At 45.3% G+C, this 13,290-nt stretch carries 13 protein-coding genes; 9 read left to right on the forward strand and 4 right to left on the reverse strand.

What is annotated here, in order from left to right; genetic code table 11:
- Positions 1-70 precede the first annotated feature (70 nt).
- From ABVF09_RS09050 to ABVF09_RS09060, 3 genes are all read right to left on the reverse strand, one after another.
- Positions 71-1,624 (reverse strand): extracellular solute-binding protein, encoded by a 1,554-nt coding sequence (locus ABVF09_RS09050; RefSeq protein WP_026571189.1) that lies wholly within the window; start codon positions 1,622-1,624, stop codon positions 71-73.
- 146 nt (positions 1,625-1,770) lie between these two features.
- Positions 1,771-2,652 carry a carbohydrate ABC transporter permease gene (locus ABVF09_RS09055; protein ID WP_371069037.1) on the reverse strand — a complete coding sequence of 294 codons (882 nt, stop codon included), beginning with the start codon at positions 2,650-2,652 and terminating at the stop codon, positions 1,771-1,773.
- A gap of 14 nt (positions 2,653-2,666) precedes the next feature.
- Complete coding sequence (locus ABVF09_RS09060; protein WP_371069038.1) at positions 2,667-3,575, reverse strand: ABC transporter permease; 909 nt, start codon at positions 3,573-3,575, stop codon at positions 2,667-2,669.
- 225 nt (positions 3,576-3,800) lie between these two features.
- On the opposite strand from ABVF09_RS09060, the gene ABVF09_RS09065 reads away from it, so the two are divergent.
- The 8 genes from ABVF09_RS09065 to ABVF09_RS09100 all read left to right on the forward strand — a co-directional run bounded on the left by ABVF09_RS09065 (position 3,801) and on the right by ABVF09_RS09100 (position 11,196).
- Entirely contained in the window at positions 3,801-4,841 is a 1,041-nt protein-coding gene (locus tag ABVF09_RS09065) for a response regulator transcription factor (protein WP_026772158.1), read from the forward strand.
- Positions 4,841-6,646: a cache domain-containing sensor histidine kinase gene (locus ABVF09_RS09070; protein WP_371069039.1), complete on the forward strand. Its 1,806-nt coding sequence runs from the start codon at positions 4,841-4,843 to the stop codon at positions 6,644-6,646. Before ABVF09_RS09065 ends, ABVF09_RS09070 begins: the two co-directional genes overlap by 1 nt.
- Positions 6,647-6,752: 106 nt before the next feature.
- Complete coding sequence (locus ABVF09_RS09075; RefSeq protein WP_153463012.1) at positions 6,753-7,061, forward strand: cupin domain-containing protein; 309 nt, start codon at positions 6,753-6,755, stop codon at positions 7,059-7,061.
- 39 nt (positions 7,062-7,100) lie between these two features.
- Entirely contained in the window at positions 7,101-7,739 is a 639-nt protein-coding gene (locus ABVF09_RS09080) for a YesL family protein (RefSeq protein ID WP_153463015.1), read from the forward strand.
- A gap of 45 nt (positions 7,740-7,784) precedes the next feature.
- Positions 7,785-8,564 carry an SDR family NAD(P)-dependent oxidoreductase gene (locus ABVF09_RS09085; RefSeq protein ID WP_153463017.1) on the forward strand — a complete coding sequence of 260 codons (780 nt, stop codon included), beginning with the start codon at positions 7,785-7,787 and terminating at the stop codon, positions 8,562-8,564.
- A gap of 319 nt (positions 8,565-8,883) precedes the next feature.
- Positions 8,884-10,065: a hypothetical protein gene (locus ABVF09_RS09090; RefSeq protein ID WP_371069040.1), complete on the forward strand. Its 1,182-nt coding sequence runs from the start codon at positions 8,884-8,886 to the stop codon at positions 10,063-10,065.
- Positions 10,062-10,631: an isochorismatase family protein gene (locus ABVF09_RS09095; RefSeq protein WP_371069041.1), complete on the forward strand. Its 570-nt coding sequence runs from the start codon at positions 10,062-10,064 to the stop codon at positions 10,629-10,631. Before ABVF09_RS09090 ends, ABVF09_RS09095 begins: the two co-directional genes overlap by 4 nt.
- 190 nt (positions 10,632-10,821) lie before the next feature.
- Positions 10,822-11,196: a hypothetical protein gene (locus tag ABVF09_RS09100; protein ID WP_026571197.1), complete on the forward strand. Its 375-nt coding sequence runs from the start codon at positions 10,822-10,824 to the stop codon at positions 11,194-11,196.
- A gap of 120 nt (positions 11,197-11,316) precedes the next feature.
- Here the strand turns inward: ABVF09_RS09100 and ABVF09_RS09105 are convergent, their stop codons facing one another.
- Positions 11,317-12,504, reverse strand: a complete 1,188-nt coding sequence (locus ABVF09_RS09105; RefSeq protein WP_153463032.1) for an MFS transporter — start codon at positions 12,502-12,504, stop codon at positions 11,317-11,319.
- A gap of 478 nt (positions 12,505-12,982) precedes the next feature.
- Here ABVF09_RS09105 and ABVF09_RS09110 point away from each other — a divergent pair, with 478 nt between their 5' ends.
- A complete protein-coding gene (locus ABVF09_RS09110; protein WP_026571199.1) occupies positions 12,983-13,279 on the forward strand; it encodes a WXG100 family type VII secretion target in 297 nt (98 codons plus the stop codon).
- The last annotated feature ends 11 nt before the right edge of the window (positions 13,280-13,290 follow it).

A 13,290-nucleotide genomic window follows, 5' to 3' on the forward strand; every position in this document is an offset into this window, starting at 1 on the left:
GCCGGCGACCTATAGGTCATGGGGGACCGAACGGATATGGAAAACGGGAAGGGATAGCATGAATGACAGCTTATCGGGACAACACGCCGTCGTCCTCGTTATAACGTTTGGTCGCTTCTTCGATTGCCTGACTGCCGCCCTTGTTCAACCATTCTTCGACGATGGTGTCATGATAGTCGAGCGGTTCCTGGCCGAGGATGATTTTTGCTGCTCCGGTCATCCAAACATCAGAAGGGGTGTCGCTGCCTGGACGGATATCCGGGTTGCTTTCCATCGCTTCCAATGGCGGATCGTACAAGATACTGTCCCGTCCTTCATTGCTCAGGATGTCATCGAACACCGACATCAACTCCTGTCCTTCATCGGTCAGTTCGAGGATTCCCTTTGTGTAAGTGGCGTCACGGATCATCCACAGCCAACGGTTGCGATAATGCTGTTCATTGAGGAAATTCGTATCGTCTTTCATTTCATAATCGACTGTCCCGTCTTCGCTAAGCTCATACGTGTCGCCTTCAATTCCATAAGTGAAAAACCTTTCCGCTTCTTCCGTGACCTGCCAGTCGAAGAATTTGATGATGTCTTCCACATTCGCATCCGTTTCACTGCTGATCAGGAAGGAGCGGGTTACCTGGCCGTATAAGTAGTGTCCGCCTTTTCCGTCTGGACCGACTGGTGATGGAATGATCGCGACTTCGGCCTCTGGCACATTGTTTTGGATTTCCTGTTCCCATGCATTGACTTCTTCAGCGTTCATTGACCACATCCCAGTATTTCCGGCAATAATGTTACTGCGGTATTCTGGTTGTTGGATAGTCAAAAATTCGGGATGGATCAGTCCTTCTTCATACATGGTGCGGTAGTATTCCAGTGCATCCTTGATTTTGTCCCCGGCCATGAACTTTGGCACAACTTGATCGTTGTATAGCTCCCATTGATATGGAAAGGCATCGAATGCTCCAAAAAATGTGTCCGAATATTTGAAGTCTTCCCGGCCCTGATAGGGATTTTTTACTCCGAGCTCTTTAAAAGCACGCATGACTTCGAGAAACTCATCGGTCGTCTTCGGTACATCCAACCCCGTTTTTTCCAGGAGATCCATGCGGATGGCGGTTCCGCGTCGTGAAGGATTGGATAGGTATTCCGGTATTGCATAAATTTTTCCGTCATAGGTCACCCGATCCCATGCCTCTTGAGGGATGGCTTCGAGAAGGTGCTGGCCGTGTTCTTTCAACAAATCATCCAACGGCATGAAGGCACCTGCTTCGACCCCGCCGGCTAATTCGGGACCCAGCACACCGCCCCCGGCCTGCATGACATCTGGGATATCATTGGAGGCGAGCATCAAGGTCATCCGTTCCACATATTCATTGTGCGGTACGAGGCGGATATTGATATCGGTGCCCGTCAGCTTTTCCAGTTCTTTGACGTATTTATCATCATTGATGTCCGGATGGCTTTCCACATACGGCGTAGCCAGGGTACGCATGGCAATCGAAAAGCCGGAACCTTCGTCTTCGTTTCCTCCCTGCTCATTTGAAGCCTTAGATTCTGAATCCTTGCAACCTGCCATCACTGCAATAAGAATGACGAGCATGACTCCCAGCAAAACCGTTCGCTTTTTCATTTGTTCCTCCCCTTTGATAAATAAAATGTAAGTGCTTACAAAAGACTTTAACACATTGCCTGCAATGGCGCTTTCGTCTGTTTTTAGATGCAGTTGTCAATTTTTTATACGGCAGTAAAAATCCAGCGAGTGAAGCAGTCTCCATTTCAATCCTTCAAACTGCCCAGCATGAACCCTTTGATGAAATGGCGCTGCAAAAACGGATAAATCAGCAAAATCGGAACCGTGGCTACAATAATGGTGGCCATTTTGATTCCTTCGGGAGAACTTGAAAGCATCGTTGTGTAAAAGTCTGAGGTAGGGTCTGAGGTGAAATTCTCATCGACGATCATTTCCCTTAATTTGATCTGGAGTGGATACAAGCTTCGATCTTCGATGAACATCAATGCATTGAAATAGGTGTTCCAATGAAAAACAGCGTAAAAAATCCCGAGTGTGGCCATTGCCGGCTTGGAGAGCGGCAGTATGATTTGAAACAGGATACGCAGTTCGCCCAGTCCATCCATCCGGCTCGACTCGATTAGCTCCTGCGGAATCTGCATAAAAAAGGAGCGCATCACGAATAGGTTGAAGGCACTGATGGCTGTCGGAAAAATCAACGCCCATACCGTGTTCAGCAAACCGAGGTTTTGGACCACTAAAAAGGTCGGAATCAGCGGCGCCGAAAAAATCATCGTAAACAATACCATGAACAGAAGGAATTTGCGGCCGAGCAATTCTTTTCTCGATAGGGGATAGGCAAGCGATGCTGTCGCAATCAAATTGAACAAGGTGCCGAACACCGTGATGAATATCGTGACGCCGAATGACCGCCAAATACTTCCGTCTTGGAAAACAAAGCTGTAATTATCGAAGGTGAATTCGACCGGGAGGAAACTGACCTTTCCCTGATCGATCGCTCCGGAACTGCTGAATGATTGAGCCAAAACGTGAATAAACGGAAGAATCATGATAAGGGACACAAGAATCAATACAACCATGTTGGTTCTCAGGAAAGCTTTGCGAGCACGACTCTCTTTGATAGCCATATGATCATTCCTTTCTAATATAGACTGTTGCCGGTGGTTTTACGGCTGACAAAGTTGGCCCCGACCAGCAGAATCAATCCTACTACTGATTTAAAAATCCCGATGGCGGTTGTATAGCTGTATTGGTTTTGCAGTAAGCCGGCTTCATAGATATACGTATCGAATATCTCCCCGTTGACACGGTTGAAAGGATTCAGGAAAACATCGACCCGCTCAAAGCCGAAATCCAAGAAATTGCCGATTTGCAGCAGGAACAGCATCATGATCGTCGGCATCAAGGTCGGGATGGTAATCTTCCAGATTTGCTGCCATCGATTGGCGCCATCGATATCTGCGGCTTCATACAATTGTGGGTTGATGCCTGCCAGGGCAGCTAAATAGATAATCGTACTCCAACCGGTTTCCCGCCACATTCCGGAGCCGACAATAATTGTGCGGATAAAACTGTCCTCACCCAGGAAGTAAATCGAATCAATGCCAAAGAGATTCAAAAAATGGTTGACCATCCCGGTAGATGGTGACAAGATTCCGATAAAAATACCGCTGATGATCACCCAGGACAGGAAATGGGGCATGTAGACAATCGTTTGGATGATTCTTTTTGCCAGCAATTTTCTGACCTCATTCAACATCAAGGCAAGAATAATCGGAGCAGAAAAACCGAAAACAATATCATATAAATTGATCAGCAAGGTATTTTTGAGAATCCGTAAAAATTCCGGATACTGAAACATTCTTTCGAATTGTTCCAATCCCACCCAAGCACTTCCTGTAATGCCTTGAAAAATGTTGTAATCCTGAAAGGCGATCACCGATCCCATAATCGGGATATACTTAAAGATGATGAAGTATGCGATGCCTGGCAATGCAATGAAATAAAGTGCTTTATGTTTCCAGACGAGTGCCAGTTTCCGTGAAGTCATTTGGCTGCCTCCTTTTTAGATATTTCCATAAGCATAATTATTGAAAGGGCTTTCATCCATGGAGTCGATTTTGTACAATTTGTGTTTTTTTTGGATATCGGCCGATTACGTCTCATAGATTTACTAACAAATTCGTTTGAAATCCGGATTTTTCATACCTATTCATCGTCCATTAGTTTATAATAAGCATAAATGTAAGCGCTTTAAAAATGGGAGGGGAATGAATTGCGTGTCCTGATAATCGAAGATGAACCGTTGACAAGGCGTGGACTGATAAAGTTGCTGCAAACGATTCGAGTGAAAGGATTTAATCTGGACAGCATCTCCGAGGCTGCCTATGCAGAAGATGCAATTCCTTATTTGCAAGAGGGAAGGTATGACATTATTTTCACCGATATTGAAGGCGGGGAAATGAACGGTTTGGAACTGATATCCGGGTACAAAGAGTTGCAGGGGGAGGCGCAGTGGGTCATCGTATCCGGATACGACAGCTTCACCTTCGCTCAGAAAGCGATACTCTGCGGGGTTAAAGAATACTTGTTGAAGCCGATTACCAAGGAAAAACTTTCCCAAACCGTCGAGCGGTGTCTGCAAGGATTGAAAACCAAACAGCATGACTTTATCGGGGCAGATGAAATCGATGAATTGCTGGCTGGGCTGGGAGAATCCATCTGGTCTCTTGATCGCCTGGAAGCGGAAAAAGTGTTTCAGGATTGGTCCGGACAGATGGAAGTGAAGCAGCTTTCCTCAGAATATTACTGCAACATTTTGAGCCATGTGATGGAAGTGCTTTTTCATCGGATTGCGTCCAAGGGCAGTCAATTGATGAACGCTTTCCACTGGGAAATTGCCGCAACGGGCAAGGGGGAAGCAGACAAGCTCTTTAGGAATAAATGCATAGAAATAATTCAACTGCTTGAGCAAAAGCGTAAAGGAAACGAGGTCGATCCGATTGAGATGGCCAAAAACTATATCCTCGACCATCTAGATGAAGAAATCAGCCTGGAAGAAGTCGCGGGCAAGCTTGGCTTAAATGCTTCCTACTTCAGCCAGCTGTTTAAAAGGGAAACCGGACAGACATTTGTGAAATACCGAAGCAGCCTGCGCATGGAAAAAGCCAAGGAGCTCTTGTTGAAAAAAGACATAAAAGTGATCGACATTCCTTTTCTGATTGGATTGAACGATCACCCGCATTTTACGAAGACGTTCAAAAAGTACACAGGACAGACGCCTTCAGGCTTTCGGAGGAAGATGGGGGTAGATTGATGAAGGGCTGGATATACCGTTTGAACATTCAACAGCGGCTGCTTGTTTATTTCGTCGTCGTCATCCTGGTCTCCGTCAGTCTGGTCACTTGGTTGTTTTACCGACAGACCACCCTGGAAATCAAAAAACAGTCAGAAGGTTACCTGGAGTATATTGTGGAAAATGCCAGTTATCAAACCGATTTGTTCATTCGGGATTTGGAATTGGCAACCTTGCCGTTGCTGACGGATCGCACCGTGAAAGGCTTTCTGGAAATCGATGAGAGCCAGAGGCTGGAGCAATATTACTATTCGAAAGAGATTAAAAGCCAGATGCATAATCTCAATTTGAAATATCAACACTTGAATCTGATCTATCTGCTGGGTGAAAACGGACAATATGTCCTTTCCAAAAATAAATCCTCCATGGAAGAAGAACCGTTTCCCTCCAAAGCGATCTATCGTAGCTTGCTAAAAACGACGCCGGAAAACGGACGGATTCGGCTGCTTGCCGATCGAAGTCTGTACAATCAGGAATATGTCGTCAGTATTGTCCGCAGGGTGCGCGGCTTGTCTTCGTTTGTACCGAAAGGGATACTGGGGGTGGAATTGAACGGAACGGCATTGGAAGAACTGTGGAACATCGCCCAGTTTGAAAATGGGACATCCCTTTGGATTTTCGATGATAATCATCGCGTTGTCTACCATCCAGATCAAAAATGGCTCGGCAATCCTATTGGCAAACAATTGGAAGATCAGTTAACCACCACCGACAAGAAAACATTTACGGGGGAATGGGACGGCACGGAAATGATTTTCTATGCAGACCACTCCGACCAGACTAATTGGACGCTGGTTGCGATGACACCGAAAGAGGTGATTTATGAACCGGTTGCCGGGATGAAAAAGCAGGTGGTATTCGTCCTGGTTTTGTCTCTGATGGTAGCGCTGGTCGTCTCGATTGGATTCGCGAACAGTATTGTAAAGCCATTAAGGAAGATTCAAAAAGGTATGAAAAAAATGGAGATCGGTGAATGGGAACCGATAAAGCCGCTTCGAGGAACCGATGAAATAAGCAGTGTGGTCACCAGTTACAACAAAATGATCGACCGCTTGTCGACGCTCGTCGATGATTTATATGCCGCGGAATTGCAGAATCACAAAGTGTTATACGAAAAGCAAAAAATCGAACTTCAGGCCCTCCAGTCACAAATCAATCCTCATTTTCTCCATAACACACTGGAAACGATGAACTCTTATGCGATATTGAATGATGCGGAAGAAATTTCGGAAATGGCCATCTCCTTATCGCAAATGTTCCGCTACTCGGTTCGGAATTTGGAAATCGTCACCTTGGAGGACGAAATGAACCATGTGAAAAATTTCATGATTGTGGAAGAGCACCGATTTCAAAAGCATCTACCGATAACGTTCGAGATAGAGGAAGATCTTTTCGATGAAGAGGTGGTCAAGCTGTCTTTGCAGCCGCTGGTCGAAAACGCCATCCACCATGGTTTGCGCAAAAACCGCTACCAGGGGGAAATTACAATCCGGGCAACCGCTGAAGAGAAGCGGCTTCGTGTGGAAGTCATCGATAACGGTGCCGGAATCACTCCTGCTCGATTGCGTGATATCAGGAAAGTTCTCCGGCGGGAAAAGTACGAGGATGTCAGCAACAAGATGGGAATCGGGGTCAGCAACGTCCATCGCCGGATTCAATTGTTATTCGGCGAACAATGCGGTCTGACTATTCAATCGCAGCAAGGTGAGGGCACCAAAGTTTCCATGGAAATACCTCGTAAGGACAGACGGATCAAGGTTGGTTGAAGACTGGCTAAAAAAAACCTTATTCCATCTAAAAAAATCAAAAGTGAAAACGTTTTCTTTTTTTGTTATCATAAAGAATATCAATTCCAGAAAGGGGCACGATCATATGCCAGGAGAGTGGGAGCAGGCAGAACCAGGCGTGAAACGCAAAGTTTTCACACCCGGTAAATCATTGATGATGATGGAGGTCCACTTTGAAAAAGGGGCGGAGGGTTCGGAACATAGTCACCCGCATGAACAATTGACCTACTGCATGGAGGGTAGTTTCGAATTCACGATCGAGGGTGAAAAACATCTTGTGCACGCTGGAGAAACATTGGTGATCCCGGGCAATCAGGTCCATGGGGCACTGGCGCTTGAAAAAGGGATTTTGCTTGATACATTCACACCGCTCCGCGAGGATTTATTGAAGTAAAGGGCTTAAAGACGAAAGTCGAGGAAGGGGGCAGTCCGTATGGAAGAGGGGATGATGGGCAGGTTCAATCAATTCTGCGAACAAGTTTATTTCCTCGTGGCAGTTCAGCTGCGAGCCATGGCCGGCCTGTTGGCGGGCGGGATTGTTTTCGGTTTATTTCCGGCATTGTATGCTACATTCGCTGTCATGGAGGCACGCCTTCGCCATCCGGAAACGGAAATAAACTCAGGCGGTGTCTTTTGGTCTGTCTATAAAGCTAGTTTTTTGAAATGCCAACTGTATGGTTATGTCTGGCTGGCTCTCGGTTTGTTTCTTTATTACGACATCCGGCTGTTGTTTAGCTATCCGAATGTACCTGTGTTTGTCGCAGCCTGTTTTCTTGTCAGTCTGTTGTTCATCTACCTGTTGTCATCCTTGCTTATCCTGCCGATAGCTGTTCGTTACCGGTTGCCGGTTTTAAACAGCGTCCGTTTTTCGGCAACGATTGCCATCTTGATTCCGATTGTTTCCTTGGCTTTAACCGTTTTGATAATAGTTTGCGGGCTGGTGTTGGCTTATGTTCCGCTGTTGTTTTTGATTTGCGGAATCAGCTTCCTTGCTGCGGCCTGTACCAAAATCGCCTCTTTTGCTTTCAGAAGGATGGAGCGAAGCGGCTATCTGCGGTTGGAGGATGCTTGAAGCTGGCTATATCTATAACAAACGTTTTGGAAAAGGAGTGGGAGAATGATTGATTTACAAGGGAAAAAGGCGCTCGTGACAGGGGGCGGGACCGGAATCGGGAGAAGTATCGCCCTCGGAATGGCCGAAGCAGGTGCCGATGTGGTTGTCCATTATGGGAAAAACAGAGAGGGTGCTGAGGAAGTAGTCCGGCTGATTGAAGGATTCGACTGTAAAAGCCGGCCAGTCCAGGCGGATGTATTGAAAAGTGGTGACATAGACAAGTTGGCTGCTGAAACAGCAGCTTTTTTTAACGAAGAGCTTGATATTTTGGTGAACAATGCAGGCCACATGGTACAACGGGCGACAATCGAGGAGATGAGCGAGGAACTGTGGCACAAGGTGATCGACGTTAATGTGACCAGCACTTTTCTCGTCACAAAAGCTGTCCTGCCGTTGCTGAAGGCGGCAAAAAAGGAGGGGGGAATAGGCGGAAAGGTCGTCAACATGACGTCGGTTGCCGCCCATAATGGAGGCGGCCCGGGGGCATCTGCTTATGCTGCATCAAAGGCCGCTGTCCTGACGTATTCAAAAGCGTTGGCCAAAGAGCTGGCTCCTTCCCATATAACGGTCAATGCCGTGTCACCAGGTTTTATTGGCAATACACCGTTTCACAATACGTTTTCCACAGCAGAAGGACGGACCAACACGGTTAAATCGATTCCTTTGCAGCGCGGGGGCGAACCAGAAGATGTAGCAGGAGCTGTGCTCTATCTCGTCTCCGACCTTGCAGGTTTCCTCACAGGCGAAACCATCGAAATAAACGGCGGCATGTACATGCGCTGAGAAGTTAACGGGGACAGTCCCCCAACATGGTAGCACTGCGTCTTGGTAGAGTGGCGGGGGACTGTCCCCGCAAGTTCTAAAACCGGCAAGTCGGTGATCTGTAATGCGGGGGATTGGAATTTCGGAAACTTAATTTCAATGATCCTGGCAGTAATAGGAAAAGGAAGCAAAAGCATCGTGCCCTTTGGCATGGTGCTTTTTTAACATATAAAGGACGAATCGAAAGAGGTTCCAGGAAAACAATTTTTTGAAGTTCCCCCAACTGTCAGGAAAATAATGTTAACATGAAGTTACCTACTGATTAGAAAGAGTGACAAGCATGAGGAATCCATTATCCAAAAAGATTTATAGAAGAATGCTTCTGCGGGATTTGTTTTTCGGAAGACTGCATAGCTGGATCCTGTTACTTCTATACGCATTGCTGTGGAAGGTTTTGTTAACGATTACAAAAATAGGTCAGCTGAAGACAAATGTCCCCTTGTTTATGGTTATCGGTGCAGGACTGTTACTTCTCTTAATCTATCAGGTCAGTCTATACCGAAAGCAAATGAAAAAAGTGTATTTATATAATCCGGACAATCACTTGGAAATCCGCGATTCCAAACTGGAGATTCACTCCCCTGCTGAAGGAGGGCGGCACACTCTTTCACTGGATGATTTGATCAGGTTGAAAGAAAACAAACAGTGGTATTTTTTATACTTCAACGATAAAACATTTTTCCCAATACTAAAAAGCAGTACTCTTTCACTGGGTAAATTGAAAAAATCCAAGTCTCTCCCTTTCGCTGTTTGGATGGCGGCACCTGTTCTTCTGCTACTTATTACGGGACTCGGGGCATATAATGTCGGAAAGAATGCAGTCAACTTCAACGGAGCATTGGCCTGGAAAATAAATGAGCTGAAGACCGATACGAAAATCAGATTGGACAACGATGATTTTTTCACTGCCAAGTTGGACGGGATTATGGAAGATGTAAAAGAAAAGATGGACATGGAACCGAATCTGATGACGAATGATGTAGAAATTGAGTTTGACAGAGATGGAACGATTACCAGTATCTATATGTATCTTTATGGATACGATGATGACCACTTATTGCAATCCGGGTATTTGATCTATTCAGACGAACCTGCAGGCAATAGGGTGACCGTCCATAAACAGGATTGGGAGGGAGAAGGGACTGAAACCTACAATCCTGCCAATGATTTTTCCATCGTCATCAATATGTTGGATAATATCGATTTGGAAGCAGACATAAAAAATTGGGAAGAAAATCATTTTGGCGTGCTTTATAAAGGCATCCGAAACTGGGGAGGCAATCATGAAGGGATTGTGTACCTGGATGAAAATGGGGAGCGCAGCTTTCCTTCTGGTTTTGAAGGGGATATCGCCGGCCCGTCCGTTTCCTTATATGTTCCGGGAAAAGAGGAACAGATTACGCCGATACGCTATGTATTTAAGCCGTCGTCAACAATAAATAAACAGGGGGAGATCAAGTGAAACAGGCTCTTTTGGTAATTGATGCGCAACAGGATTTAATGGACGGAAGCAAGGTGGAAGAAGGGGTTGTGGAAAAGGATAAAATCATTGCCAACATCAATTTGGTAATTGAAAAGGCTAAGAGCAATCGGGCATTACTTGTATTTGTGAGAGATTTAGAAGTCGCATTAGGGAAGGGCGCAGGGTTTCAAATACATGAAGATATCAATGTTCCGCCTGAAGCTGTCATTTTCGATAAGGAGGCAACCAACTCCTTTTACAGAACGCCATTAAAACAATATTTACTCGAAAATGAGGTAGAACATTTAGTTGTGATGGGGTGCAAAACAGAACATTGCATTGATACAGCTGTCAGAACCGCTACCATCAATCAGTTTGATGTAACGCTGGTCGGGGATGGTCATACGACAAGCGATTCCCAGGTATTGCCGGCACACAAGATCATCCATCATCATAACAGGACACTGCATGGACATTACAATGTCGATCATTTTTCCATGGTTCGAAATGCGGAGGAAGATTTATTTCGACCAGAGCATGATAAATATAGAGAAGTAGAAGATTGAACTTTTGCGTGTTGGGTGGAATAAGGAACACGCCTGTATAATCAAATCTACTTTCGTTTTCTAGTGGAAAACAAATGGAAGGGAAAGATACTAGCAGAGAGTCTTCGGATAAACCAAAAAAGCCAGGGGCTCTTTTTTGTTGCCCAAGTTTCCGTAAGGTATAATCGGTAAAGAAAGGCAGGGGAAGAATATGTTTGATAGCATTAAGAATACGATTGAAAATGCAGGCTTTGGCCGGAAAGGGATCATGAAGAGGTACATTAAAACTTTTTCGGCGAATAATCTGGAAGAAGATGAGCAGCTGCTTGGAGTGGCAGCTCCAAGCGACAAACCGACCCAATTGTTATTTGTGACGAGTAAAAAAACATGTTTTTATCATATGGCGGCTTCTGATCAATCGAATGATGTAAAGGTGGCAAATGAAGAGATAACTTCCTGTGATGTGAAAAGGGACAATGGACTTGCAGGGATCACTATCGGAACAGCAAAAGGACCGATCAACATAAATAAAGTGCCGGAACAAACAGCCAATCAAATCAAAGAAATCCTGACCAACCTTTCATAGAAGAAGGCGTGTTGGGGACAGTCCCCCAAACCGGGGACTGACCCCCCTCCTCTACGCCTACTCGACCGCCTGGCACCAAAAAAACCTCCGCAGCCCGAACAGGCGCGGAGGTTTTTGGGGTCAGGCGGTTTTTCTACTACTGTTTACCAGCAAGATAATGTACAGGAGCATGGACACGAAGACGGATGCGCCCGCTGTCAGGTAAATGAAACTATACCCGAAAGCACTGGCGATTTGCCCGAATGCCATCGCTCCTACACCGACTCCTAAATCGAAGAATGAGAAAAAAGTGGCATTGGCCATGCCTTTACGGTTGGCTGGAGCTTTATCGACCGACCATGCCTGCAATGCTGGCTGCACGCTGCCGAAGCCAAGTCCGTACAAGGCAGCAGCGATATACAAGACCAGTGAATTCGGCAGCCAGACCAGCAGTATCATGGCACTGAGAATCATCAACGTTCCCGGAAGAAAGACCAGCAGGTGTCCTTTCTTGTCATATAGTCTGCCGGCAAAAGTCCGTGAAACCATTAAAAACAGCGCGTAGACAAGAAAGTACATCTCGATACCTGCGATACCTTCTTCAGCTGTATATAGAGGAAGAAAAGAAGCAATTCCTCCAAAAGTCACTGTAATAAAGAACAACAGCACGGAAGGCTGGATAGCGCTTTTTTCGAAAATGTCAAACTTCACGGTAACCGTCTTATGGCTGGATTGTTCCACTTTTTTATATCGGATCTGGGATGACAGGACGAGAGCAACTACCCCGAGGGCGGAACAAATCAAAAACAGCTGCGTGAAGGAAATCTTGCCTGCCAAGGTCAAACCGAGAGCCGGACCGAAAGCAAGTGCCAGGTTGCCGGACAATCCAAAATAGCCCATTCCTTCGCCTCTTCGTTTCGGCGGAATCAGGTCGGTGGCAATGGTCCCCGTAGCCGTCGTGGAAAACCCCCAACCAATTCCCTGTATGACACGCATGACAAATAAAAAAGCGATACTTGCGATAATTGCATAAGAACCGACAGAGATGACAAAAATGGCAAGGCCGATCATATAGACGAATTGCCTTCCTCTTGATTCTAAGGCATGCCCGGCATATGGACGCAGTAATAGAGCGGAAAAAGTGAAAATACCCGTAATGATTCCGATTAATTGATCACTGCCACCTAATTGCTGGACAAACAGTGGTATGGTGGGCAACGTCATTTGAAATCCAAGGAAAATAAAAAAGTTTGCCAAGCAAATCAGGGCAAAATCCTTTGTCCAAATTTTATCTTTTGAAGCGTTATCGGTAATTGTTTGTTCTGTCATGCAGCTCTCCCTTTCTTTCGAAACTCGAAATATAATTATACACGAGTTTGGCGATATGGGAATATATATGCTTGCTTAACGACTAAAGTATATATTCCCCTTCATTTAAGGCGATATCCATTTTTTATCATTTTTTACCAGACATCGCCGGTGAGAATTACTGGGAATGTAGAATCTGGGCTAATGAACTATTCGATATCTAAATTCTTCAATTCGAGAGGTTAGACTATTTAACTAAATCCTTGAAACGTGGGCAATATTACCCGGTTTTTACAAGGGTATAAATACCTAAAAAATTTTATTTGGAAACTAATTCCATGGAAAATTTAGTACCAAAATATCAATTTTCAAAAAATGACAGATAGTCAGTTGACAGTAAAATATTGGTTCATTAGCCTTAAGTAAGAAGGAGCAGACACTAACAATATTTTACTTAAAAGCCTTCAATTCAAACTATTTGTAAAGGGAGATGAGATGTATGGCAGGACAAATTCGTATGACGCCAGATCAACTACAGGCAAGAGCAAAAAGATATGGTCAAAGCTCGCAGCAAATCGAGCAAATCTTGAGAGATTTGACGAATCTTCAGGAAGAACTTCGTGGAGAATGGGAAGGTCGCGCGTTTGAACGCTTCGATGACCAGTTCAGAGAACTGAAGCCTAAAGTTCAGGACTTTTCCCAATTAATGCAGGATATTGAAATGCAGTTGACGAAAACGGCTGAGGCTGTGGCGCAACAAGATGAGGCTTTGTCACAAAACTTCGGGCTTAGATAAAATCCTGACCT

This window comes from Sediminibacillus sp. JSM 1682029 (assembly GCF_041366435.1).
GTDB classification, from domain to species: Bacteria; Bacillota; Bacilli; order Bacillales; family Amphibacillaceae; genus Sediminibacillus; species Sediminibacillus terrae.